Annotated in this window: 24 protein-coding genes and 1 tRNA gene; 4 read left to right on the plus strand and 21 right to left on the minus strand. The window is 56.3% G+C overall.

Features of this window, described 5'->3' with window-relative positions:
* Positions 1 to 77: 77 nt before the first annotated feature.
* The 11 genes from ABV300_RS04135 to ABV300_RS04185 all read right to left on the minus strand — a co-directional run bounded on the left by ABV300_RS04135 (position 78) and on the right by ABV300_RS04185 (position 9,317).
* Entirely contained in the window at positions 78 to 548 is a 471-nt protein-coding gene (locus ABV300_RS04135) for a hydrogenase maturation protease (RefSeq protein ID WP_353715260.1), read from the minus strand.
* Position 549: 1 nt separating this feature from the next.
* A complete protein-coding gene (locus ABV300_RS04140) occupies positions 550 to 2,160 on the minus strand; it encodes a nickel-dependent hydrogenase large subunit (protein WP_353715261.1) in 1,611 nt (536 codons plus the stop codon).
* Positions 2,161 to 2,208: 48 nt separating this feature from the next.
* On the minus strand, positions 2,209 to 3,174 hold the full coding sequence (locus tag ABV300_RS04145; RefSeq protein WP_353715262.1) for a hydrogenase small subunit: 966 nt from the start codon (positions 3,172 to 3,174) through the stop codon (positions 2,209 to 2,211).
* Between the two features lie 46 nt (positions 3,175 to 3,220).
* Complete coding sequence (locus ABV300_RS04150) at positions 3,221 to 3,841, minus strand: c-type cytochrome (RefSeq protein WP_353715263.1); 621 nt, start codon at positions 3,839 to 3,841, stop codon at positions 3,221 to 3,223.
* Positions 3,842 to 4,036: 195 nt separating this feature from the next.
* On the minus strand, positions 4,037 to 4,393 hold the full coding sequence (locus ABV300_RS04155) for a P-II family nitrogen regulator (RefSeq protein ID WP_353715264.1): 357 nt from the start codon (positions 4,391 to 4,393) through the stop codon (positions 4,037 to 4,039).
* 1 nt (position 4,394) lies between these two features.
* Positions 4,395 to 5,129, minus strand: coding sequence for a DUF1538 domain-containing protein (locus ABV300_RS04160; protein WP_353715265.1), 735 nt, complete (start codon positions 5,127 to 5,129; stop codon positions 4,395 to 4,397).
* Positions 5,126 to 5,821, minus strand: a complete 696-nt coding sequence (locus ABV300_RS04165) for a DUF1538 domain-containing protein (RefSeq protein WP_353715266.1) — start codon at positions 5,819 to 5,821, stop codon at positions 5,126 to 5,128. The genes ABV300_RS04160 and ABV300_RS04165 overlap by 4 nt, the downstream gene beginning before the upstream one ends.
* A gap of 34 nt (positions 5,822 to 5,855) precedes the next feature.
* Positions 5,856 to 7,220 (minus strand): hypothetical protein, encoded by a 1,365-nt coding sequence (locus tag ABV300_RS04170; protein WP_353715267.1) that lies wholly within the window; start codon positions 7,218 to 7,220, stop codon positions 5,856 to 5,858.
* 101 nt (positions 7,221 to 7,321) lie between these two features.
* A complete protein-coding gene (locus ABV300_RS04175; RefSeq protein ID WP_353715268.1) occupies positions 7,322 to 8,587 on the minus strand; it encodes a serpin family protein in 1,266 nt (421 codons plus the stop codon).
* Positions 8,588 to 8,742: 155 nt separating this feature from the next.
* Entirely contained in the window at positions 8,743 to 9,183 is a 441-nt protein-coding gene (locus ABV300_RS04180) for a hypothetical protein (RefSeq protein ID WP_353715269.1), read from the minus strand.
* Positions 9,184 to 9,240: 57 nt separating this feature from the next.
* A tRNA-Arg gene (locus ABV300_RS04185) sits at positions 9,241 to 9,317 on the minus strand.
* A gap of 90 nt (positions 9,318 to 9,407) precedes the next feature.
* Between ABV300_RS04185 and ABV300_RS04190 the strand changes: the two genes are divergently transcribed.
* The 3 genes from ABV300_RS04190 to ABV300_RS04200 are packed head-to-tail and all read left to right on the plus strand — an operon-like array spanning position 9,408 to position 11,892.
* Positions 9,408 to 10,082, plus strand: coding sequence for a response regulator transcription factor (locus tag ABV300_RS04190; protein WP_353715270.1), 675 nt, complete (start codon positions 9,408 to 9,410; stop codon positions 10,080 to 10,082).
* Positions 10,079 to 11,494: an ATP-binding protein gene (locus tag ABV300_RS04195; protein ID WP_353715271.1), complete on the plus strand. Its 1,416-nt coding sequence runs from the start codon at positions 10,079 to 10,081 to the stop codon at positions 11,492 to 11,494. Before ABV300_RS04190 ends, ABV300_RS04195 begins: the two co-directional genes overlap by 4 nt.
* Before the next feature lie 26 nt (positions 11,495 to 11,520).
* The gene (locus ABV300_RS04200) at positions 11,521 to 11,892 is read left to right on the plus strand and encodes a YbaN family protein (RefSeq protein WP_353715272.1); all 372 of its coding nucleotides are present in this window, start codon (positions 11,521 to 11,523) and stop codon (positions 11,890 to 11,892) included.
* 53 nt (positions 11,893 to 11,945) lie between these two features.
* Here ABV300_RS04200 and ABV300_RS04205 read toward each other — a convergent pair whose 3' ends face one another.
* From ABV300_RS04205 to ABV300_RS04240, 8 genes are all read right to left on the minus strand, one after another.
* On the minus strand, positions 11,946 to 12,338 hold the full coding sequence (locus tag ABV300_RS04205) for a hypothetical protein (protein WP_353715273.1): 393 nt from the start codon (positions 12,336 to 12,338) through the stop codon (positions 11,946 to 11,948).
* An 81-nt stretch (positions 12,339 to 12,419) separates the two neighbouring features.
* Positions 12,420 to 14,102 (minus strand): MDR family MFS transporter, encoded by a 1,683-nt coding sequence (locus tag ABV300_RS04210; RefSeq protein ID WP_353715274.1) that lies wholly within the window; start codon positions 14,100 to 14,102, stop codon positions 12,420 to 12,422.
* A 1-nt stretch (position 14,103) separates the two neighbouring features.
* A complete protein-coding gene (locus ABV300_RS04215; protein ID WP_353715275.1) occupies positions 14,104 to 14,544 on the minus strand; it encodes a MarR family transcriptional regulator in 441 nt (146 codons plus the stop codon).
* 74 nt (positions 14,545 to 14,618) lie between these two features.
* Positions 14,619 to 15,461 (minus strand): DegV family protein, encoded by an 843-nt coding sequence (locus ABV300_RS04220; protein ID WP_353715276.1) that lies wholly within the window; start codon positions 15,459 to 15,461, stop codon positions 14,619 to 14,621.
* Between the two features lie 182 nt (positions 15,462 to 15,643).
* Positions 15,644 to 16,876, minus strand: coding sequence for a DEAD/DEAH box helicase (locus ABV300_RS04225; RefSeq protein WP_353715277.1), 1,233 nt, complete (start codon positions 16,874 to 16,876; stop codon positions 15,644 to 15,646).
* Positions 16,877 to 17,099: 223 nt separating this feature from the next.
* Positions 17,100 to 18,302, minus strand: coding sequence for a M48 family metallopeptidase (locus ABV300_RS04230; RefSeq protein ID WP_353715278.1), 1,203 nt, complete (start codon positions 18,300 to 18,302; stop codon positions 17,100 to 17,102).
* A 66-nt stretch (positions 18,303 to 18,368) separates the two neighbouring features.
* The gene (locus ABV300_RS04235; protein WP_058439859.1) at positions 18,369 to 18,932 is read right to left on the minus strand and encodes a LemA family protein; all 564 of its coding nucleotides are present in this window, start codon (positions 18,930 to 18,932) and stop codon (positions 18,369 to 18,371) included.
* Between the two features lie 9 nt (positions 18,933 to 18,941).
* On the minus strand, positions 18,942 to 19,361 hold the full coding sequence (locus tag ABV300_RS04240) for a zf-TFIIB domain-containing protein (RefSeq protein ID WP_353715279.1): 420 nt from the start codon (positions 19,359 to 19,361) through the stop codon (positions 18,942 to 18,944).
* A 414-nt stretch (positions 19,362 to 19,775) separates the two neighbouring features.
* Between ABV300_RS04240 and ABV300_RS04245 the strand changes: the two genes are divergently transcribed.
* A complete protein-coding gene (locus tag ABV300_RS04245; RefSeq protein WP_353715280.1) occupies positions 19,776 to 21,329 on the plus strand; it encodes a reductive dehalogenase in 1,554 nt (517 codons plus the stop codon).
* A gap of 73 nt (positions 21,330 to 21,402) precedes the next feature.
* Here ABV300_RS04245 and ABV300_RS04250 read toward each other — a convergent pair whose 3' ends face one another.
* A complete protein-coding gene (locus tag ABV300_RS04250; protein ID WP_353715281.1) occupies positions 21,403 to 21,891 on the minus strand; it encodes a CvpA family protein in 489 nt (162 codons plus the stop codon).
* 58 nt (positions 21,892 to 21,949) lie between these two features.
* Complete coding sequence (locus ABV300_RS04255; RefSeq protein WP_353715282.1) at positions 21,950 to 23,140, minus strand: MFS transporter; 1,191 nt, start codon at positions 23,138 to 23,140, stop codon at positions 21,950 to 21,952.
* Between the last annotated feature and the right edge of the window lie 124 nt (positions 23,141 to 23,264).

Here is a 23,264-nt window from a genome sequence, read left to right on the forward strand (position 1 = left end):
GCTGGACAAATGCCGCCCCGGCTTTATGCGGCAGAGAATCGTTCCTTTCGTTTTCGCGATGAGGGTGTGAAGAAAAATCAGGCGGCGCGCCGTGGAAAGAGCCTCTGGAGGTGCTGCACCGCCTTGTCAGCCGCCTGCTGGACGTCAGCGGACAGCTCAAAGCTCCACTCCATGAGCATCGGGCGGGTCACCAGGAACTCCACCTTCGGCTTTAACCCGATCACCCCCGCGATCTGCAGCAGCTCGACGACTCCCACCTGGTGGAAAGACAGCTTCGACGCCTCCGCCGACTTGAAGTCCTCATCGAGCTCAAACCACCCGATCTCGCCCGCCGGCATGTCGGCATCCATCACATCGACGATCACCAGCCGCTCGACACCCGGCAATAAACCAAGAAGGTCGAACCCGGCGACTCCGCCGGCCTCGACCTTCACATTATCCGAAACCCCGATTTCCTTGATCCGCCTGGCGACGTGTATGCCGAAGCCTTCGTCGCCCAGCGCCACGTTCCCCACGCCGAGGATCAGCGTCGCGGCGGTTTCCTCCATGCTACTGGAGGTTGATGACCTTGACCTTGCCGGTCCGCCCGTCGATGACGTGGACGCCGCAGGCAATGCACGGGTCAAACGACCGGATGATGCGCACCACGTTGATCGGGTTCTCGGTGTCCGGCACCGGCGCCCCGATGAGAGACTGCTCGTACGGGCCTTTGACGCCGTTCTCGTCCCGGGGTCCGGCGTTCCAGGTGGACGGCACCACCATCTGGTAGTTCTTGATACGGTGATTCTCGATCTCCACCCAGTGGCCAAGAGCGCCGCGGGGAGCGTCCCACACGCCGAAGCCCTTGGCGTTGCGGGGCACCGCCTTCTCGTTCATGCCCACCAGCGGGCCGGCGGTCCTGAGTTCGATCAGCCGGTCGATCCAGGCAATCCCCTGGTCGACGATAGACTTGGTAATCAGCGCGCGGCACAGGTGCCTGGCCACGACGCCTTCACGGCCGCCGGCTTTGAAGAAGTCCACCAGCGCCGGGAATTTGTTGACCAGGCCCCGGGCCAGCGGGCCGACTTCCATCGGCTTGCTGCTGTACCTCGGGGATTTGAAATAGGAGTAGGCGCCGGACTTGTTCAGGTTGAACTCGGTCACCCCGGCCGAAGGATGCAGAGCATTGGTGCCGGCCGGGTAGTTGTACCAGGAACTGGTGACGGACTCGGTGATCTTGGAGTAATCCACTGGGGCTACATTTATCCCGGCGATGTCGGAAAGCGTGCCGCGGGCGCCGGAAGCGTTGACAACGCCGCCTTTGAACAGGTGGTTTGATCCACCAAAGGAAATGTCTTCCGTCTTAGCCGCGCCGTCCTGCGGCAACATCGGGTAGGCTAAATAGTTGCCGTCAGTGGCGCCGATGGCCAGCTTGGCCAACGGGAAAAGCGGGCCAGTGCCGACAGCCAGCACGTCCGGCAGGTAAACGTTATCGACGAACTCTTTCTGCTCCATCCATAGTTCGCGCAAAGCGAGCAGCTGTTCTCGTGATGGCGTTGCGACACAACCGCCGACCATGACGGTGTTGGGATGAGGCTGGATGCCAGTGATGAAATTCAGCATCTTCTGGGACTTAGCCTTCATCTCGATGGCTTTGATGTAATGAGAGACCAGCGTGGTCACCGTGTCCGGGTCGTTGACGGTGAAGGCGTCCGGTTCATAGCGGGGGGTGAACGGCGAGGTGTCACCCTTGACCACCAGCCCGACGATTTTGTCCTTGATGCCGAGCAGTCCCGGATCGCTCCCTTTATAATTGGCGATAGCCATGATATCCAGGTAGTCTAGGGCGGATAAGACATAGAAATGAACGTAGTGGTCGTGAACGTAATAACCAGCGCAGAAGACGTTGCGCATCAGCCGTCCGGCTTCGGTCAGTTCGATATCGAAGGCATCTTCCAGCGCCTGCGCCGAGGCGATGGCGTGGACGCCTTCGCAAACGCCGCACAACCGGCTGGTGACGTACGGGGCGTCCCAGGGGTCGCGGTTCTTGAGCAGAATTTCGATGCCGCGCGCCATGGTGCCGGCTGACCAGGCATCGGTAATGACGCCGTTGTTGACTTCGACTTCTATCCTGAGGTGACCTTCAATTCTGGTTAACGGGTCAACGACTACTCGGGTCATTCTAGAATTCCCTTTCCAAGCATATTTTGAATCTTCACTCCAGGGATACTACTTTACGCCGAAGTCATAGTCGTGGGCGTAGAGGGGGCTGGTTTCCTGATAGAACTCAGGCTGGGAACAGGCGACGCAGGGGACCCCCGCCTGGATGCAGTAATTGGACCGCTGATTCCACTGGCGTTCCCAGCAATCCTGGAAGGCGATCGGTCCCTTACAGCCCTTGAGAATTAGACACCGTCCCTGCTGGGCCGGGTCTTTGAAATCGGTAACGAAGCGCCGGGCTTCAAACTGGCCGCGGCGGGCGCAGTTGTCGTGCTGCAGCTTTCCATAGAAAGCTAGCGGCCGATGGTAATTATCCATTTCCGGCGCTTTGCCGAAGGTTAGATAGTAGACGATGGTGGCTACCAATCGCTCATTATGCACCGGGCAGGTCGGCAGGTTGATGACCGGCTTGTTGCCGACATCGTCGAAGACATGATGAAGTTCCTTACCGCGGAAGAGGTAACCCACGGCGTCGGTCGGGCCGGAGCGCGGAATGCCGCCAAAAGATGAACAGGCTCCGACGTTGATGATCACCGCTGCGTTTTTAGCCGATTCACGCACAATATCGACGAAGGTTTTCCCTGCGATGGTGCAGAATTTGCCGTTCTGGGCAAGGGGAATAGCACCCTCGATAACCAGAACGTAACCCCCGGCTTTAATAGTGTCGGTAAGGGCTTTGTCTGCCTGGTGACCCGAGGCGGCCATTGCCGTCTCGTGGTATCTCAAAGAAATGGTGTCGAGGAGAATCGAGACTGCGGAAGGCTCAAGATTATTGAGGAAAGACTCGGTGCAGCCGGTGCAGCCCTGGCCTTCGAGCCAGATGACCGGAGGTTTAGCCGGGGCGACCTGCTCCAATGCCTCGACAATCCGGGGATTCAGCGCCTGGCTCAGTCCCATCGCGGCTACAGTCAAGCTGGCTATCTTGACAAAATCCCGGCGGTTCAGTTGAGGCCTGGTTAAAGTTGCGAGATCCATTCTATCTCCTGTAGCGGGAGGCATCCCGCGGTTATTTTGTGGGAACTTACGGGGTTTCCTTTAACCATTTTGCAACCAGGTCACGTCGTTCCTTGTCCAAATTCTGCCCGGACTGATGAGCGGAGATGAAGGTGCTGAGCCTGGCTTCAGTGGTGAAGTTGGTGATTTGGTTAGGAGTGATATTGGGTCCGGCCAACCCGCCCTGGCGGAAAGCGCCGTGACACAGCGAGCAATTGGCGGCGTAGACCGCCGCCGGGTCGATCGGACCGGTTTGTGGTGGAGGGGTGACAGAGTTTGTTTTAAGGTAGTTCGCGAGCGAGTTGCGAAGCGGTTCGGCCATACCCACCCCGGTGAAATGGACGCTGAAAAAGGAACTCAGGAATGAGGCGCTGAAGTTGCTCACGTCGGTGAGTGCCGGCGCCACACCTCCCTGACGGTTGGTGCCGTGGCAGGATGCGCATTTACTGGAGTACAAGAGGGTTGCGTCCACTCCGGCTACTGTCGGTAACAGCGTCCCGTCTGCTGTCGTTGGCGGGGGAGTTGTGGTTGCGGTCGGCTCAGTTGTCGACCCGGTGCAGCCGCCGATTCCGAGTACCGGCAATACAAGCACCAGCAGAGCCACAATAGTTCCGGGAATGATACTGACCTTCGAGTCGTGTTTCCGCAAAGCCAGCCTCCTTGAAGAGATAAATGAATGATAGAGCGTGGGCTTGAACTAGTCAAGATAAAAATAATAACGTACTAGTACTGCTTAAACGTAAATAACATAGATTGGACATTACTGTTTAATTACTCATAACCTTCCCGGAAGATCGGGTTATGCAGAACCTGCACGAAGTTGATCTTTACCCCCGGATCACGATTACGCTGGTCTATCGGCCTCGTTCTCGGTGGGCTTTGCCGCATTCAGGTGACAGACGCCGACCACTTTTTGAACTGGTATGACGAAAGCTATGCCTGATCCTGGTTCATCCAACTCGCACGTATTAATAACGCTGTCCAGAATCGCTTGGGTCTTGTTTGGATAGGTAACAGACAATACGATTTCTTTTTCAGGCTCGATCGGAATACCCAGGATATTTTGCTTTTCTTCGTGGATACCTACCCCGCGTCCCATGATTATGGTTCCGCCTTCCGCGCCTGCTTTCATCGCGGAACGCATCGCCTGTTCTCCCCATCCTTTGTTGACAATGGTGATGATTAACGATCCGTCGCTCATTCTAGTTGCCTCCTGTGACGCTTTTATTTCTGATGATGATACCGAGCACCATTACTGAAATGATTGGGGCCAGAGCTATCAGAGCCACCAAGCCCAGGCCATAAACTGCGGCTTCTCCGGAACCGGCGGCTGAGGCTAGACCGAGCCCAAGTCCCAGCAGAAAGGTGTTGGCGACGGGACCGGTGGCAACACCGCCGGCGTCAAAAGCAATCGAAATATAGGCAGGCTGAGTAAATCTGAGAAGCAAGAGAACTATAAGGTACCCTGGGATCAATATGTATAAAATGGGAATACTGTAGATGATCCTTGCCATTCCCAGAGCGACAAACCCACCGACGCCGAAACAGGCGGAAAATAGAATCAGTGATGCCCTGATCGAACCGGCTGATGTTTTTTCGACCTGATTGCACAGGACGCGGACAGCCGGTTCACTTCTGGTTGTCACGAAGCCGAGGATAAAACCGAGGGGAATCACCAGCCATCGGTGATCCATGGTATCAAATGCCTCGCCAATGGCATATCCAAAAGGCAGGAATCCTTCCTGGACCCCGAACAGGAACAGCAGCAGTCCCGTCGCCGAAAGCAAAGCGCCTTTTAGTAGGTTCAATAAATACCTCGGCGGCAACCGAAGGAAAAAGGTTTGGAAAACGAACAATACAAAAAGCAAGGGCAAGACCGCCTCAACCACACCCCTTGCGGTGATGATGAAAGTCTGCCACAGATCCAGCAGATTCAACCGGTAATTATCCCCATGATCATTACCGCGATGATAGGGCCGATGGAAGCAAAACCGATCAGGCCAAAGCCGTCTGAGACCGGTGAACGGCCGGCCAAGACCGAACTGAAGCCAATCCCCAGCGATATGACGATCGGGGCGGTCAGCGCTCCGGTAGTCACGCTTCCTGAATCGAAGGCCAGCGGAACAAAGTCAGCGGGCGTCAAGACGGCCAGGATAATAACCACCAGATAGCTGGCGGCTAACAAATAAGCCATTTTGATCCCAGCCAGGATGCGCAGCATGGCCAATACGGTAAACACCGCCAGCCCGATACCAATAATATAAACCAGAGAATTGCCGTTTATCTCCCCACCGGAAATCTCTTCAGCTTGCATCGAAAGCACCAGTACATCAGGTTCGGCAATGGTTGTACTGAAGCCGATTAAAAAGGCCACCGCGGCGATCAGCCAGATAGACCGGCTTTGGATTAAGCCGGAACCGACCAAACGGCCGGCCGGCAGGATGCCTATTTCGATACCAAGGAGGAACAACACGATCCCGGCGATAACCAGTAACGTGCCGATAACGAATCTGAGGAATAGGACGCCCGAAGCTTGGACAAACACCACCTGCAAGAGAATAATAACGACGATCAGCGGCGCGGTCGCCTTAACAACCCCGATCAGTGTCTCTCTAAAAAGGTTGCCCAAGTCCTATTGTCCTTTCGGGGGTGGTTGGTTGGGTTCAACCCAGGCTCTTGAGGGGCGCTCGCCACCGGGTAACAGCCAGGATACAGTAACCAAGGGAGAGGAAGGTGATCGCTAAGGCTATTCTAACATATACGATATCGCCGGATGTTTCCTGGGTCCAACCGAAATGGGAAAGCACCGTCGAGGCGGCAGGATAGACCGGCGAAACGTAGTTGAACCAGAAGGCAACGTTGAAGAACCAGAGCCACAGGCTTGGGAAAAGCGCCAAAGCAAGGCTCCATAAACGCTCGGTCAGATATAAAGACCTCGCGGCGATATAGATCGCTAGCGGAATGAAAATCACCAGGTACTGGTAGTTGATCCGGTAAAAGGTAGAGATGAATATGAGGATCCCGATCAGCATAGCCCGTGCGGGCGACAGTTTCAGCCAGTAAGTCGCCGCCAGTCCCGCGATGATGCCCAACACCATTACAGGGGTGTTGATATTCAACCACCCCACCGTGTCCCAGCCGTAAACGTTGTGGAGATAAGTGACCAACGCCCCGCTGCCTGAAAAAGCGTAGACCATCGGCTCCTGGTAAGCCGGCGCCTGACCCGGCAGCAGGACAGCGTTCAAGTATTCTCCGCCAGCCCCGGTAACCATGAACGGCAGCGAGACCGCTGCGATGACCCCAGTAAAAACGCCGAGGTTAGCAACAATCTGCCGCCGCGGCAACATTCTCAAGGCGGAAGCGATCATGAAAACAACCGGAATCAAAGTGTGTTGCTTGGTGAGGACAGCCACGGCAGCGGCGGCGAAAGCCCATCGGTAATGTTGTTTTTCAAAAAGGACCAAAGCGCCCAGCAAAAAAACGGCGGCAATGGCGTCGAACTGGCCGAAAACCGAGGACTGGTACCACACCGCCGGATTCAGCAGCCATAACGAAGCGAAGAGCAGTTTCTTCCAGGCGGAACCGGGTACAGCGGCAAACAGGATAAGCCCGATTGCCAGGTCGGCGGTGATGATCGGTATTTTCATAGCAAGGCGCCACGCGGTATCCACGAAATCTTGCCCGGCGGCGGCACCGGGCGCAGCCACTGCCGCTAGGCCCAGAATCAGGAGCCAGACAGGAGGATACACGAATCCCCAGCCCTGCCACGGGTTGACAGGGTCGGTGCCGGCATAATGACTGTAGAAATCAAGACCGTGCCGCTTAAACAACTGGGCGAACGACCAGAACTGAGCCGTGTCCTGGGTGGCTGAGAAAGGCGCCGCTAAAATCCGGGCCGCCGCGGCCGTAAAAATAACCAACATGAAAGCCGCCTTCGCCCACCGGTCTGAAGCAAGCATCATCAGCTTGACACCGGCGGCGTCCAGCAGCCGCCGGACGGGGGGTTCCGTTGATGGTTGTCGGACCATGGGTGAGATTATAACCCAGAAACGGCATCAGGTATCAACGACCTCGAGTTCAGCCCATGCAAATGTATCGAAACGGTCGCGAGTAGTTTGAAAACTCTTAGCTACGAAGGGTCCACGACGCGACCGGTGAAAATAATAGCCCCGGAGGCGATATCGTGAATGAGGAAAATGAACGGGCGGTCGAGGGTGACGGTTGCCGGGTCCAGCGGCGCCGAAGTTGTGCCGACGACGACGCCGGTGGCCGCGGCGGCTTCAGTGCCGGCTTCATCGACAGATATGAAGGCTTTATGCACCACGTCCTGAATCTGCAAGTCCCGCCGCCCGGTCATGCCCGAAAAATCGGCGCTGTCGGAAAAGGCGACGGGCATGCCCAAGGCTGTCAGAGTTTCCTTGAGGCCGAACTCTGAATCGAACTCAAATTTAGGCATGGTCAGATTGACGGTATTGTTCCTCAAGGCTGCGAGGATTGATGCCAGTTCGGCGCTGCCGAGGCTGTTTTCGAAGGCGCTGAAGGTGCCTCCCGCTGGCAGGATGATGACCATGGAGAGTTCGCCGCCGTCGTATTTCAACTCCACCGCCTGATATCCGTCCCCGACAGCGTAGCCCATGCCGGAACTTTGGAACATCATCGGCACGATGACCTTACGACCGTTCAGCAGATTGAAAGCGCCGTCTCGGGTGGCATCTTCGGAAAAGGGGTTCAGCCAGCCTCCGTTGAAATAGACGGCATTGGTCAGAACCAACCGAGTTAGATCATTGACCGAGCCCTGAGGGAGAAGGTCCTTAATCCGTTGCTCCGTCTCCTTGGACACCCAATTGTTGATCGTCTGGCGGGAATTTTCGGTGTCCTTGATAAAATCGACAAGGCGCAGTCCGGCACCGTAATTCTCGGCCAGCAGGTCGAGGTAGCTTGTCTCAAACTTGAATTCGCGCTGGCCCCAGAGAGCGTTGGCTACCTTGAGTACGAAAGGCTCTTCGTCCTTGCCTTTGGCTCCCTGTCCGCGGGAGTTAAGGGCGGTGTCCAACGCATTAAAGGCGGCGTGAAGGCGGGACTGCTCCAGGGTAAAACGCAGGGTGTCAGCCATCTGCCGTTCTGTTTGGCCGCGGGCGCCGCCGAAGGTCATGGCTAGCGCCGCCGAGATGCTGTAAGGGGAATAGAAGATGTTGCCATCCTCCACCTTCAATAATTGATAAAGCGCCAGGGCGAATGTGGTGTTGCCGGCAACGAGTTCTGAAAGGTCGGTGGCCGGAGCGTTGGGGGAAAGGCGCGCTTTATCTGATTTGAGTTCTTCTCCGTAGGTTGGTCGGGCGCAACCAGAAAACAGCAGCGCCGCGGATAAAGCGATAGGCAAGAGAAATGTTTTCATTTTATTCTCTTAGGGTTCGGATTTCTATATTGTACAACGCTGCAGAAGGCATAAGGTAAGCATCATGCATTTCACCTGCCAAGTAAGACGTCTTCAGTACTTAATTTCATGCGCAGATACCTGGCCTGGCTTTGGTTGGGAAATATCGGAGGGATTTACAGCAAGCCCAGGTTGCGGGCGATATGGAACGGCACGGTGAAAGCCAGGGATAGTGCCAGCCCGGGATGGAGATAGTTGAGGATGCCGTTTATTCGGTGTAAATACCAGAACCTCTTGATCATGCCGGTAAGGATGAGACCGGACAGCATCAGGTACATCAGGAAGCCGGTATCGAAATCAGGGAACCGCAAACGTTGGGCGAAATGGATTGTGATTAAGCCGAAGGCCAGAATGTTGCCGAAGATATGGGCCGGCAGCATGGCTTTCGAACGCAGTTTAACGAAGCGCTTGAGTATCGAGTAAGCCGGCACCGAGACTGCCAGAAAGCCGACGCCTAACCAGCCCATCCAGTGGGTTAGAAGATATGGTCCAACAACCGATTCAAACTGTATCAAATCAAAGTGAATGCCCAGCGCCAGGCTGATAATAAGCAGCAACAGACCGAGCGGGATCCAGAATGGGATTCTCAGGAGGAGCCTCCATTAAAAAAGAACTGGTACCCCTGGCGCGATTCGAACGCGCGACACGCGGTTTAGGAAACCGCTGCTCTATCCTACTGAGCTACAGGGGCACTCTCGGAATTATAGCAATAATTAGCTCCATTAGTGAATTTCAGGGCTTTCTTTCGGATTCGGTATAATGTATCCGAACGGAGGAGGACATGGTACGGATCCTGGTGGTCGAAGACGAAAGACGCTTGGCCCAGATCATTAAAAGGGGTCTGGAAGAAGCGGGCTATGCTGTCGACAACGCTTTCGACGGCATCGAAGGCCAAGCGCTGGCCGAAAGCACGTCATATGACCTGATCATCCTCGATGTGATGCTGCCGAAACAGGATGGCGTCCAGACATGCCGCGAACTGCGGAACCGGAAAATAGCCGCGCCCGTCCTCATGCTGACAGCCCGCGACGCCATTGAAGACCGGGTGGCGGGACTGGACGCCGGCGCCGACGACTACATGATCAAACCCTTCGCGTTTTCGGAACTGCTTGCCAGAGTCAGAGCATTATTGAGGCGGGGCGTCCCCTTAAGTACCTCGAAGTTAACTGCGGCGGACCTGGAACTGGACACAGCCACCAGGACGGCCGTTCGGTGCGGGCGGAAGATCGAGCTAACCAGCCGGGAGTACGCCATACTGGAGTACTTGATGCGCCATCCGGGTGTCTTGATCACACGCACCATGCTGGAGGAGCGGATCTGGGACTACCAGAGCGACCGCTTATCCAATGTGATCGACGTTTACATCAAGAAGCTGCGGAACAAAATCGACCAGCCAGGTCAACCCAGCCTGATAAAGACCGTTCGAGGCGCCGGGTATCGAATGGAGGCGAAATGACTCTCTTCAAGAGCGTCAAATTTCTGCTGACGATATGGTACCTTTTTGTATTAGGCGCTCTGCTGCTATTTTTTATATCAATCTCATATGTTTACCTGTCAAACAGTCTGAATTCCAGTTTTGATGATTCGCTGGAAACGACTGCGAATAACATCAGAGTCAATATAGGCATCATCAATGGAAGCCCGGTCTTGGAGGAGAATCCGACGGTGTTTTTTGAGACACAGTCGCTTGAACTGTTGATGCTCTTCGATGCAACGGGGAACCAGCTCCAGGTCATGGGCGACGTTTTTCCTATCCCCGGTCTCGACCAGCTGCTCGATGAGGCGGCCGCCGAAAAGTCAGCCTTTGCGACGATGAACCGGCCCGGGCGAGAGCCGACAAGAATATTTCTGTCACCTGCCGCAGGTGACTCAAACGCAAGTATCCTTTTGATAGGGCGATCAACCGCCTCGGTGTCCCAGGTGCTGGACCAGCTTGCCGTAATTCACGTAATCGGTGGACTGATCACATTGCTGTTAGCCGGCGCCGGCGGCCTGTTCATGGCTAACCGGGCGTTGAAACCTGTCGACGAAATGACCAGGGCGGCGCAGGAGATCAGCAGCACCGATCTGTCACGGCGGATCGAGGTCAGCGCAAACGACGAACTTGGGAAACTTGCCGAAACACTGAACCAGATGATCGGCCGGCTGGACCAGTCATTCACGGCCCAGCGCCGCTTCACCGCCGACGCTTCCCACGAACTCCGAACACCGGCGGCGATAATTCAGGCAGAATCCACCCTGGCTTTAAGCAAGAGCCGTAACCCCGAAGAATACCGGTCCTCTCTGGAGGTAATCAGCCGGGAATCCGAGCATATGGCGGGGCTGATCGACAAGCTGCTTTCGGTGTCCCGCAGCGATTCCGGCCAGCCACTGAAACTTGATGAAATTGAGCTTGACAAGCTGCTGAAAGATCTGATCGAGGAATTCAACCCGCTTTGTCTATCCAGGCACCTAGCCTGCCGCATCAACAGGTTGGAACCGGCCAAGGTCATCGGCGACAGGCTAGAACTGCGGCGCCTGTTCATCAACCTCTACGATAATGCCATCCGCTACACCCCGCCGGGAGGCAGCGTTACGCTGTCGGCTGCGATACGTGTCGGCTTTGCTGCGGTATCTGTGACCGATACTGGCATAGGGATTCCCAAAGAAAACCTGGCTCACATCTTCGACCGGTTTTACCGGGTGGATAAGGCGCGTTCGAGGGCTGAAGGGGGTTCGGGATTAGGTCTAGCCATCTGCCGCCAGATTGCCGAAGCCCACGGGGGGCGCATCGAGGTGAAGAGCGAACCCGGCCATGGCAGCACTTTCACCGTGTTCTTACCGCTATCAGATAAACCTGACCATTCGGGATTACCACTCCGGCCGTGATATAATCAAATTCTTTTGTTGATTAGATGAAACACGGCCGTCGAATCATTCTCATCGGCATCGGGACCCTGGCGCTCTCCCTGGGCGTCCTGGGGGTTTTCCTGCCGCTACTGCCGACGACGCCTTTCCTGTTGCTGGCTGCCGCCTGCTACACCCGTTCATCGCCGCGGTTCTACCACTGGCTGATACATCATCACTGGCTGGGGGAATACATTCGAAATTACCGGGAACATCGGGCTATCAAGCTCAGAGCCAAGGTTTCAGCGATAGTTATACTTTGGCTCGCCATTTTTATTAGCATGATGGCTGTAGATGTCACCTGGATTCGGCTGCTGCTTGTCGTTATCGCCGCCGGTGTAACCGTCCACCTGCTTACACTGCGTACCATCAAGAGCTGAACAGTTTATCTTCGGCGAGATATGCGATATCCCGGCGACTTGTCTATCAAAGGCTAAGGCGAGATCAAGCCCTCTTTTCTGAACCGCTCATAGCCAGTTTTCACCAGTCTCTGAAGTTCGGAAATCAGCTCAGGATCGATCCTGGTGAAATTGAAGCAGCTTTTACCCTGCATCCGCTGCTTGAGCGCCGGGGAGATATCCCGCAGTAGTTCCGGGAAGGCATAGACCGGCATCAAGTGGAAGCTGACGTATCGTTTGGCCACCACCGCTCCGCCGAACCAGACCTCTTTGCCTCGGCTTGCCGGCGTCGGCGGACCGGTCAGGGCGTAATGTCGCGGTTCGTCAGTCACGTTCAGACCGCCGGCGAAAGGCACAAGTAGTTTTTTGAGCTCATGGAATACCGGGATCAGTTTTTCCGGGGCGCCTTCGGCTGGTCTGAGGGGCATGATGGACTCCTTGGAGATTTCGTTCACCAAAATTATAACACCGTTTGGCTGAACTTCATCGCCGGGAGGCCCAAACCAGGATTATACTTTACCCAGGATGTCTGGCTCGTGCCTTTTATCAGACTGACCCATAGTCGCATCCAATTCGACGCCAAGCTCCTCGGCCGCCGGGCGGTGGCTCTTTCGCAGGGGCAGCTGCGGCAGGAAAAAGGACGCCGCGAATGCAACGATCATAAGCGTGGCGCCGATGATAAAAACGTAGTCGATCGACTGGCTGAAGGCGGTCTTCAGGATCTCGAGAAATTGGTCGAAAGCCGCAGAAATTTGCTCCCGGATAGCCTCCGGCGCCTGGGCGATCAGCGCGCGAATCTGAGCCTGGCCGTCATTGGAAAGGAATGTCTGGATGGTATTACCGTCGATCACCACCGGCGTGCCGGGACTGACCTGTTCGGCAGCGACAATGAACGGATGGTTCTCGATGCCTATTAGATTGGAAGCGAGCTGGGCGTTCATGACACCGCCGAGAACCGCGCCGCCTACGGTGCCTCCCACCGTCCGGAACAATTGGATACCAGCAGTGACTTCGCCGATGCGGCTGTGGCTGAAGGCGTTCTGTACCGCCACGGTGAAGATGGGCATGGTGAACCCAAGACCTATGCCCATGACAATCATCCGTATAATGAGATCAAACTGAGAGGTCGATTCGCTCACCTGGGAGAACAATGCCATACCAAGGGTCGCGATACCCAGGCCGGAGACGGCCAGGACTTTGTATTTGCCGGTGCGCGACATCACCTGACCGGCAAACATAGAGCCGGCGACAATGGCCAACATCATCGGCATCATAATCAAACCGGAATTGGTGGCGGAAAACCCGGCCACGCCTTGGGCAAAAACGGGGATGAACAAAATTGAACCGAACATACCCAGTGAAGCAAGAAAAGTTGCGATCACTGATATGGTAAAAACCCGATTTTTAAACAGGCTCAGGGTGACGATGGGGTCCCGGGCTTTGGTTTCGCGCCACAGGAAACCAAGCAAGGCAATCGCGGAAACAGCCAGCAGGGTGATGATTTCGGGAGAACCCCAGGGATACTGGCTGCCGCCCCAAACCAGCGCCAGCAGGAGCGGCACCAGAGTGGCGGTCAGCAGGACGGCGCCGAAGTAGTCAATAGATCTCTCACCGTTGCCGTGGGTGGCGGTGGCGTGTCTGGGCATGCCGGCGAAGATCACCGCCAGGGCGACCAACCCGATCGGGATATTTACATAGAATATCCAGCGCCAGGAAAAACTGTCGGTGAGCCAGCCGCCCAGCAGCGGGCCAGCGACTGAGGTGATGCCGAAGACCGCGCCGAAGAGACCCTGGACTTTACCGCGCTGCGCCGGCGGAAACAAGTCGGCGACGATGGCGAAAGCATTCACCATGATGGCGCCGGCGCCGACACCCTGAATGCCGCGGAAGAAAATCAGCTGCGTCATGTTCTGGGCCAGGCCGGACAACATCGAACCGCCTAAGAAAATAAGCACGGCAATAATAAGCAGTCGTCGGCGGCCGAAAAGATCGGTCAGCTTGCCGTATATGGGCACAGTTACCGCCGAAGCCAGCATGTAAGCGGTAAAAACCCACGACAGGTGGGAAAGGCCTTGGAACTCCTGAACGATGCGGGGCATGGCTGTGGCGACGATAGTTTGATCCAGGGAGGCCAGGATCAAAGATAGCATCATGCCGGCCAGTACCAGAGGAGTTTTAAGGGTGGATGACATACTACTCCTTTTTATGATTGCGGCTGCAGACCCTGTCCGTAAGGTCTATGAATGTGCGGAGTTCGTCTTCTGACAGAACTTTGAAAATTGAAGCAATGCGTTCCAGTCGCTGCTTCTTGGCGGCCTCCACCCGGCGGCGGCTTTCCTCCGGAAGACTGAGACAAAGCGCCCGCCGGTCATCCGGCGAAGCTTGGCGGACCAGGAAACCCTTGTTGACTAGTCCGTTGACGACTTGAGTCGCCGCGGAGGAAGTAATACCGAGCTGCGATGCTAAGTCTTTGATGCCGATGCCTTCCTGGTGGCTGACCAGGTGAAGTACCAACCATTGGGACGGGGCTAACTCCTGATGGCAGCCGGGCCCGTGGCCTTCTGGGGTCATCAGCCGTTTCAACGAGTGCAGCTTTTCCATTAGCTGCTCGATGTGTCTTTCGCGGTCTTCCATACAAAAATATAAGGTGCTAACTAATTTAGCACCTTAATAATAAACCGTCAATATAGACTGAAGGCTCTTGAGGGTCAGGCTTTAAGCCTGAAAGCTACGGCGATTACTCCAGGCCCGCCGTGGACGCCAAGCACTGGCCCAAAACGGGCGATGTGGATTTTATCCGCCGGCAGGAATTCACCGATACGGTTAGCCAGTATTTGGGCTTCGTCAGGCGTGGTGGAATGGATGACCGCCAGTTCGGCGATGTTGTTGGAGGCATCCCTGGCCAATTCAAACAGCCGGTCGATGCCTTTGACCCGGCTCCTTACCTGGCCGACCGGCACGAATTCCCCATCCTTGATGGACAGCAGCGGTTTGACGTTCAGGATGGAACCCAGCAGCGCTTTGGCTCTACCAATGCGACCGCCGCGGGCGATATATTTGAGGGTGTCGAAAAGGACCAGCAGATGAATGTCATCAACGAACCCGCGGGCCGCAGCGGCGGCTGATTTCAAGTCCTTCGTCGTTCTGGCCAGATGCGCCGCGGCAAGGACGACCAGGCCCTGGGCCATTGAGGTGAACTTGGAGTCAACGACCTCAACCGGCACAGCGCGTTTCATCAGCCGGGCGCCCTGTTTGGCTGAGTTGATTGTGCCGCTCATTTTTTCAGAGATATGGATTGAAAGGATACCTTCGGCGCCGTCAGCGACGCTGTCGTAGGCTGTGGCGAAGTCCTGGGGTGAGGGTTGGGCGGTGGTAGGGTGTACCGGATCGGTCACCAGCCGGGTGTAAAACTCGTTTTCGGTGATGTCTACCCGGTCACGGAAAGATTCGCTGCCGAACTGAACATAAAGGGGAACCGAGGTGACACCGAGCTCTGACGCCAGCGGCGCCGGAATGTCGGAAGTAGAATCGGTGACTACTTTGATGACCATCTTGGCGCTCCTTTGATTTTGTTCCCCATTCAGCGCCAAGTATACCCCATCTAAGCCTTTTTAGCTATGGTTCTCGAACCCGGATAGCCGGCCCGGGATTAACTTCAAGAAGCGTGCAGGTAAAAAGTTTCGTGGCGGAAATATCTTACTCAGGGGAATGGTTTATTTTAAGCCAAGCCGATTTAGCCTGTCGCCGGACGCCGTCGGCGGCTTCGGTCGACATTCGGCGCTGCCGTCTGCGGCCGGGTGTGACGCCGGGGCGGACGGGCGAATTCAGTCTTAACGGGTTCGGGGGCGTCGTACTTGAAACCATCAACAATTCGCCGTTCGATGGGAGCCTTTAGCAATCTCTCGAGTGATTTAACCATTAACTCATCTTCGGCGGTGACAAAAGTGAAGGCGTCGCCTGTCTTACCGATGCGGCCGGTGCGGCCGATGCGGTGGATATAGGCGTCAGCGGTGTCCGGCATATCGTAATTAATTACGTGGGAAACATCGGAAACGTCAATGCCGCGGGAAGCGATGTCGGTAGCCACCAACACCTTGTATTTGCCGTCCTTAAAGCCGTCAAGGGCTTCCTGGCGGCGGTACTGGGACAGATTACCCTGGATGGAGGCGACGGAGTGGCCGGCCTGGGCCAGCGCCAGGGCTACCCGTTCGGTGCGGTGTTTGGTGCGGGTGAAGACCAGGATGGAACCGGTGTCGATTTGCTTCAGTACCGCTTTCAGCAACGGCGTCTTCAGGTCCTGGCGCACCGGATAAAGGGCATGAGCCACGGTGTTGGCCGGCGCTACCGTGCCTATCTGCACCGTAACCGGGTCCTTGAGGACCTCGCGCACCAGCTTGCGGACATCATCCGGCATGGTGGCGGAGAAGAGCAGCGTCTGACGCTGGTGCATCAGGCATTTTAATATCTTCCTCACGTCGGGCAGGAAACCCATGTCGAACATCCTGTCCGCCTCGTCGATAACCAGCAGTTCAACGTCAGTGAAGTCGATAGTGCCCTGCCAGACGTGATCTAAAAGTCGGCCGGGACAGGCGACAACGATGTCCACGCCGGTGCGAATTTTGGATTTTTGCGGTTCCATGCCGACGCCGCCGTAGATAGCCATGGCGCGCAGGCTGGTATAGTAAGATAGCCCCTTGATGGTGTCGTAGATCTGCTCGGCCAGCTCACGCGTTGGGGAAATGATAAGCGCCCGCAACTTCCCGGTCGGGCCCTTTAGCAGACGCTGTAGCATGGGGATCACGAAGGCGGCAGTCTTGCCGGTGCCGGTCTGGGCCAGGCCGATGAGGTCTTTACCTTCAAGCGCCGGCGGGATGGCCTGGGCCTGGATGGGGGTGGGTTCGGTATAACCGACGGCTTTGACGCCGTTCATGACAGCAGGGTGAAGATTAAAGGATTCGAAAGTCATTGTTTCCCTATAGCTTTATTTTTCGGTTTTCTGGAAAACGGCCGGCACGACTGGCGGGCGTTGTGGTTGAAGGCAGAACTGGAAGGGAGGTACGGCGCAATCAAAATAAGGATAAATCCACTTGTTTTACATAAATTATACAGTGACCGCGGGTATCAATACAAATCAATTGGGAAAAAGAAGGGAAAATCTGACGCTTGATCGGTACCTGTCTCATCAAATATCAGGCGGTTTTGTTCACCGTCCCGCAATGCGGGCAGCGCACCGCAGGGGCGGTGAAATTGGGTGGCAGCCGGAGCGTCGTGCCGCAATTGGCGCAGTTCAGCTGGCGATAGTTGGCCATGCCGAAGAGCATATTCTGGGTCTCCCGCGTCCGGGCGAATTTGTCCGGCTCGCCGACGGCGCCTTCCGCGGAGGGTGCCCGAACTGGGACCGAATCGGCTCCGGTGAGCGCCGAGGCGGGAATGATATGTTTTTTAGAGGTCTCCTCGGCGGCTCGTTCGTAAGCCTGGTATGAGGCGGAATGGCCCATCCGCCTCAGGATTTTCACTCGTTCCGAGATGGGCGGGTGGGTGCTGGTAAGGTCGGCGGCCTTTCGCCCCTCTTCTCGGAAAGGATTGACAGTATACATCGGCGCAGTGGCCTGATTGGCTCCCTTGATCTGATTGGTGGAAGCGCCCAGCTTCTCCAGCGCCGAAGCCAGTCCCTCCGGATACCGGGTGTACAAAGCCGCCGAGGCGTCGGCCAGGTATTCCCGCCGACGGGAGATGGCGAAATAGATGAGTTGGGCAAAGATCGGCGCCAGGATCATGAAGACCAGTCCGATCAACGCGATGATAGCGCCGCCGCCTCCTGAATCCGAAGAGCGCCGCGAGCCGCGGCCGCCGGAGTAGAAGAGCATTCGCGAGGCGTAGTAGGAAATAATGACGATAGTGCCAAGGAGAACGGCGGCCATCGACATGAGCAGCGGGTCGCGGTTCTTGACGTGCGCCATCTCATGAGCCATGACACCCTGAAGTTCGTCGCGGTTCAACTTCTGCAGCAGGCCCGAGGTGATGGCAACCGCTGACTTGCCGGGGTCGCGGCCGACGGCGAAGGCATTGAGCGCCGGATCGTCAATGATATAGACATCAGGCATCCTGGGCAGGCCGCAGGCGATGGTCATCTCCTCGACGATGTTGAACAGGCGGGGGTGATCTTTTTTCTCGATCTTCTTGGCTCCCGCGGTCGCCAGGAGGATGCTGTCACCCTGAAAATAGGCCACCAGGGTCATGATGATCCAAACTACTGCGGCCACGGCGACGCCCCCCCAGGGCTCATCAAGTAAATAAATACCGACGGCGTAGCCCAGTATAATGAGCACGGCGCCCATCATAATGACCAGGACGGCCGAACGGGTGCGGTTAGCGCTGATCTGTTCCCACATAATGTTATCTTAGGCACGCAAGGGCAGGGGCGCGGTGCCGCGCCCCTGCCCGAACGACATTTAGATTTAGCTGAAGCTGACCTTGGGGGCGACGCGCTCGGCTTCTACTTTCAGTTCGAAGAATTCACTCATGGTGAAGCCGAACATGCCGGCGATGATGTTGGAAGGGAACATCTGGATCTTGTTGTTGTAGGTTAAAACTGAATCATTGTAGAACTGGCGGGAGAAGGAGATCTTGTTTTCGGTTGAAGCCAGTTCTTCCTGCAAGGCCAGGAAGTTCTGATTGGCCTTAAGGTCAGGATAGGCTTCTGCCACCGCCAGCAGGCGCCCCAGGACAGCGGACAACTCACCCTCAGCCTGAGCCCGGATGTGGGGCGCTGATGACGATACTTGCTGGGCAAGGTTGCGGGCTTTAGTAACGTTCTCAAAAACCTCGCGTTCATGTTTAGCATAGCCCTTGACCGTCTCCACCAGGTTGGGGATGAGGTCGTACCGCCGTTTGAGCTGCACGTCAATCTGCGCCCAGGCGTTTTTAACCTGATTGCGCAAGCCCACCAGGGCATTGTAGATGCCGATAAAAATAAGAAACAGGACGACGATGATACCCAGGGCAATAAGCAGTCCTACCATATTACCTCCTTATTCGTTGATATCAGCTTTGAGAGTCTCTTTGAGAAAAGCCAGTAACCTGGCGTCCTGATTACCGCCGGCTGCGGTTTGGACCTGCGACAGCACCTGGTGCAATTCCCCGCCGTCGAACCAAAGACCGTCACCCCGGCCGCAGGAGTCTATCAACACCGCCGGCTGCTGCCCGATGTGTTCTTTACGCATATTGTGGTTGCAGATGGGGCAGCGGCGCCGAGCTTCGGCGGTTGTCGCTTCCGGGCGGGTTAAAAGATCGGCAGTACAGGTATCCGCTTCACCGCCGCAAGCCAGCTCCATCAGTAGTTCGAGTTCACCCCGGTCAAACCACACGCCGCGACATTCCGGGCAATAGTCCAGCGCTATCCGGTTGTGCTCAACCACGATCATCGGGCTGTGGTCCTTGGGGCAATTCATATTCCAGTCCCCAGTTTAGGCCCAGGAAATGCCCGTGTCAATATTCGGGGCGGGACGCCATGATTTGGGAAAATAAAGATTAAGAACAGTTAATACATCACGAATAAACGCCGCATTAACGAATATAAATCAGCATGGTACTAGTACTAAAGGACGATGCCTTTTGGCCAATTAGGCAATATTATATGCATATAAAAATATTAAATATATTTAGAGCCTGCTTTTTTGCGCCTACGCCAATTTGTAAAGGTCTTGAAAATTAAGTGAGCCGTGTCAGGTACAATCCTGCTTTTTCGTATGTTTCGAGTGCACAGGAGGTGAAGCCGGGTTGATGACGATCGGGAGAGACCGGTTGGCGGGGGAACAGACCACAGCGCCCAGAGTTATAACCAGTAGATAAGAAAGAGAGTAAGTATGTCATTATTTCACAGCACTGTCTCCCGCCGCGATTTCATGAAGGGCTTGGGGCTAGTCGGCGGCATTGGCGGCGCAGCCGCCGTCACGCCTGCATTCCATGATCTGGATGAGGTCATTTCAGCAGCCGAATCCACCCGCAAGCGTGCTTGGTTCGTTAAAGAAGTTGACGAACCCACTGTAGAAATAGACTGGGCGCTGGTCAAGCGCCATCATGGCGGACACAGCACTCAGTCTGCTGCGGTCGTCGCCCGCTACCCCGGCCTCGAGGCATACAATGCCATGACCCGGTCCGGGAAATCCGATGCCGACCGCATGAAGGACAACGAGCCGGGCTACCGCCTGCGCGACGCGGCGCTCGGTTCTGCCAACGGCGGCGTCTTCTCCGGGATATCCCTGGCAGGCAGCCCTGGTGCCGTCGGTGGCGTCATCCCAACCTGTGAAGCCGACAAATTCGGCCGCAGGAAAGTCCAGACCCCCGAACAGCGCGGTGTTCCCAAGTGGACCGGCACCCCGGAGGAAGCCACCAAGATGCTCCGTGCCGTGATGGTCTTCTTCGGCGCCGCTAACCTCGGCGTGGGTGAGCTTGACGATCACCACAAGAACTTTGTGGGTTTGACCGGCGATAACATCGGCACCCAATACTATCCTAACATCGACAAAGCCCCCACTACGGTTACCAAACCGGTAGTTTTTGCCGACCAGCCTACCTTCACCTGGGACCAGGCTAAAAATATCACCTACGTGCCCAATATTCCTCTTTGGGCTGTCACCTACCTAATTCCCCAGCACCAGGAACTTAACATGAGGCGGCCGACTGTCCTGGGCAGAACCACCCAGACGCGCTATCGGCTGCGCCGCGAAACCACCACCTGCACCCAGGACTTCATCACCGGCATCGGTTACCAGAGCATGGCTGATGTGCCGTACCGTGTCCTGCCTTCGGGCCCCGGCATCGTTTTAGGGGGTTTAGGCGAGAACGCCCGGCATTCCATCATGACCCTTAGCCCTGAAGTCGGCGCTTTCGGCGGCTACTTCGATATGTTGACCGACCTGGAACTGGCGCCGACCAAGCCTATCGACGCCGGCATGTGGCGTTTCTGCCACAGCTGCGGCCTGTGCGCCGACCTTTGCCCTTCGGGCTCAATCACTAAGAAAGGCGAGGCTGAACCTTCCTACGAAGTCCGGCCGAGCCATCTCACTCCCAAAGACCCACCGCTACCTGGCATGCGCGAGTCCGGCGAGTGGCACAAACTTGGGCGCAAGACTTATTGGACCGACATGCCCGGCAGTCAGATCTATCAGAGATCGGTTGACGTATGCAATGTCTGCTGGGGCAACTGCGTTTTCAACGGCGCCAACGGTGCCATGATTCACCAGGTGGTCAAAGGCACGGCTTCCATCACGCCGCTGTTCAACGCTTTCTTCGCCGCCATGCACGAACCTATGGGTTACGGCATGAAGCACGGCGAGGAGGTTGAGGAGTGGTGGAACATGTCCCTGCCGTCGAACGGTTTCTCCTCAACCATGATGGCCCGTCACATGGGTTACTAAACACACGAACGGAAATCGCAAAGAAAGAGGCCGGGGGATTCCTCCGGCCTCTTTCTTTGCTGAAACCTACTTACTATTGGAAGAATTCTTTGATGGAATCGAACTGCGATGGCAGCAGCGACAGCACCAGGGGGAATTTGTCCAGCAGGAAAGTCGCGATGGTTGAGTCCGCCAACGATTCGCCGCCGAAGAACTGAGCCCAAACAGCCAGCGCCGCTCCGGCGATGAGCGTGCCCATGAACAATCCGAAGATCGCCCCGGCCAGCCGGTTGACCCAACCCAGCAGCACCACCGACACCAGCTTGGTCAGCAGACCGGCGATGATGCTGAAGACAATCCAGGTAACGATCAGTACCGCTGCGAAGGCGGCGGCGTTGGCGATATCCTCATTGCTGATAAAGCTGAAGACGCTGCCGCCTAGACTCTCGTAGAAGCGGCCAGCCAGGAAAATACCGACAATAAGCCCGAGTAAACCGCCCAGCGCCTTGATCAGACCCTGCGAAAGCCCCGAGAAAACCTGAAAAGCCAGAAAGACCAGGAGAGCGATATCAAGCCAGTTCATGGCGCCATTATAGGCGCAATCATGGCATGATTCAATGGCTGTTCATACTGGCGACTATTTAAGCCGCTTCGATGGCGCTGGCTTCCGGTAACGGCCGGTAGCGCCGTTTCCCCCAGACGTAGAAGGCCAGTCCCGCCGCCAGGATTACCGAGGCTATCGGCAACCAGACGGCGAGGCGCCCGTCCGGCGCCGAAGCGTCCAGAAGCGCCCCGCCCAAGGTCGGGCCGAGGGAAATGCCCAGGGTCTCCGCCAGGCCGTAAAAACCCTGGTAGCGGCCCCGCTGGTTTTTGGGGGACAACTCGCCGACGACGGTCATTGAGACGGGCGAAAATAAGATTTCGCCGATGGTGATTATACCCATCGCCCCCAGCGCCAGCCCGTAGGGACCGACGAATCCCATCGACAGGTAGCCGACAGAATAAACCGCCATGCCGAGGAACAGTGCTTCAGCCCGTTTGAACCGGCCGATCCAGCGCGCCGCCGGGTACTGCAGCAAAACCACCGTCACCGCGTTCAGGGTGAGCAGCGACCCGTATTGCACTGTGGAAAAACCCACCCGGTCAACTGTATAGACCGACAGAGTACTGATGAACTGCCCGAGGCCCATGAAGGCGATGACGGAAATAACTGTGAATCCCAGGAAGGTCTGGTCGCGGGCGGTGGCTAGGACAGCCTGGAGGTTGACCTTCTCGCCGTTTGAGCCGCCGAAACTCTCCTTTAGGAAACGGTAGACCAAAAACAGACAGAGCAGGCTGATAACCGCCGCCGCAGCGAAAAGCCAGCCGTAGGAGGTGACCGCCCAAAAGTAACCTCCGATAGCCGGTCCGAAGCCGAACCCCAAGTTCTGCCCCATCCTGAGGATGCCGTAGCCTTCGGCCAACCTGGCTTTGGGCATCAGATCAACGATCAGCGCCGAAGTCGCCGGGCGGGCGGACATCAAACCGCAACGTACCAGGACGTAGGCACTGACAATTGCCCATACCGGGGCGGTCGAGCTTATCAACAATGCCATGACGATGAACAGAACCGTCGCCAGCACCGTGCTGCCCAAAATTACCGGCCGCCGGCCGATTCTGTCGGACAGCATCCCGGAAAGCATCTGGGCGGCCGCGGCGATCAATCCGCTGCCCAGAATGATCAGCCCGACCACGGTCATCGGTACATCCCGCTGCTGGTAGAGATAAAGCGACAAGAACGGCAGCGACACCGAAAAACCCGCCGAATTGAGAAGTCCGATAAAAGTGACCATCCAGACACCCGGAGGGAAACGCCTGAAAATAGGGTGGCTGAATAACCCCTTTTGCGGGCTGTTAAGCATTAGATTCGAATCCGGCAATTGATTATTACCAAATATGTATTAGAAAAATGCTAAC

The organism is Dehalogenimonas sp. 4OHTPN (genome assembly GCF_040448695.1).
Classification (GTDB): Bacteria; Chloroflexota; Dehalococcoidia; order Dehalococcoidales; family Dehalococcoidaceae; genus Dehalogenimonas.

Coding starts and splice junctions, on each gene's coding strand:
- ABV300_RS04135 (WP_353715260.1), bottom strand. CDS start 548: ATGGAGGAAACCGCCGCGACGCTGATCCTCGGCGTGGGGAACGTGGCG.
- ABV300_RS04190 (WP_353715270.1), top strand. CDS start 9,408: ATGGTACGGATCCTGGTGGTCGAAGACGAAAGACGCTTGGCCCAGATC.
- ABV300_RS04235 (WP_058439859.1), bottom strand. CDS start 18,932: ATGGTAGGACTGCTTATTGCCCTGGGTATCATCGTCGTCCTGTTTCTT.
- ABV300_RS04240 (WP_353715279.1), bottom strand. CDS start 19,361: ATGAATTGCCCCAAGGACCACAGCCCGATGATCGTGGTTGAGCACAAC.
- ABV300_RS04175 (WP_353715268.1), bottom strand. CDS start 8,587: ATGAAAACATTTCTCTTGCCTATCGCTTTATCCGCGGCGCTGCTGTTT.
- ABV300_RS04140 (WP_353715261.1), bottom strand. CDS start 2,160: ATGACCCGAGTAGTCGTTGACCCGTTAACCAGAATTGAAGGTCACCTC.
- ABV300_RS04245 (WP_353715280.1), top strand. CDS start 19,776: ATGTCATTATTTCACAGCACTGTCTCCCGCCGCGATTTCATGAAGGGC.
- ABV300_RS04230 (WP_353715278.1), bottom strand. CDS start 18,302: ATGTGGGAACAGATCAGCGCTAACCGCACCCGTTCGGCCGTCCTGGTC.
- ABV300_RS04170 (WP_353715267.1), bottom strand. CDS start 7,220: ATGGTCCGACAACCATCAACGGAACCCCCCGTCCGGCGGCTGCTGGAC.
- ABV300_RS04225 (WP_353715277.1), bottom strand. CDS start 16,876: ATGACTTTCGAATCCTTTAATCTTCACCCTGCTGTCATGAACGGCGTC.
- ABV300_RS04195 (WP_353715271.1), top strand. CDS start 10,079: ATGACTCTCTTCAAGAGCGTCAAATTTCTGCTGACGATATGGTACCTT.
- ABV300_RS04210 (WP_353715274.1), bottom strand. CDS start 14,102: ATGTCATCCACCCTTAAAACTCCTCTGGTACTGGCCGGCATGATGCTA.
- ABV300_RS04200 (WP_353715272.1), top strand. CDS start 11,521: ATGAAACACGGCCGTCGAATCATTCTCATCGGCATCGGGACCCTGGCG.
- ABV300_RS04250 (WP_353715281.1), bottom strand. CDS start 21,891: ATGAACTGGCTTGATATCGCTCTCCTGGTCTTTCTGGCTTTTCAGGTT.
- ABV300_RS04205 (WP_353715273.1), bottom strand. CDS start 12,338: ATGCCCCTCAGACCAGCCGAAGGCGCCCCGGAAAAACTGATCCCGGTA.
- ABV300_RS04145 (WP_353715262.1), bottom strand. CDS start 3,174: ATGGATCTCGCAACTTTAACCAGGCCTCAACTGAACCGCCGGGATTTT.
- ABV300_RS04220 (WP_353715276.1), bottom strand. CDS start 15,461: ATGGTCATCAAAGTAGTCACCGATTCTACTTCCGACATTCCGGCGCCG.
- ABV300_RS04255 (WP_353715282.1), bottom strand. CDS start 23,140: ATGGTCACTTTTATCGGACTTCTCAATTCGGCGGGTTTTTCGGTGTCG.
- ABV300_RS04215 (WP_353715275.1), bottom strand. CDS start 14,544: ATGGAAGACCGCGAAAGACACATCGAGCAGCTAATGGAAAAGCTGCAC.
- ABV300_RS04155 (WP_353715264.1), bottom strand. CDS start 4,393: ATGAGCGACGGATCGTTAATCATCACCATTGTCAACAAAGGATGGGGA.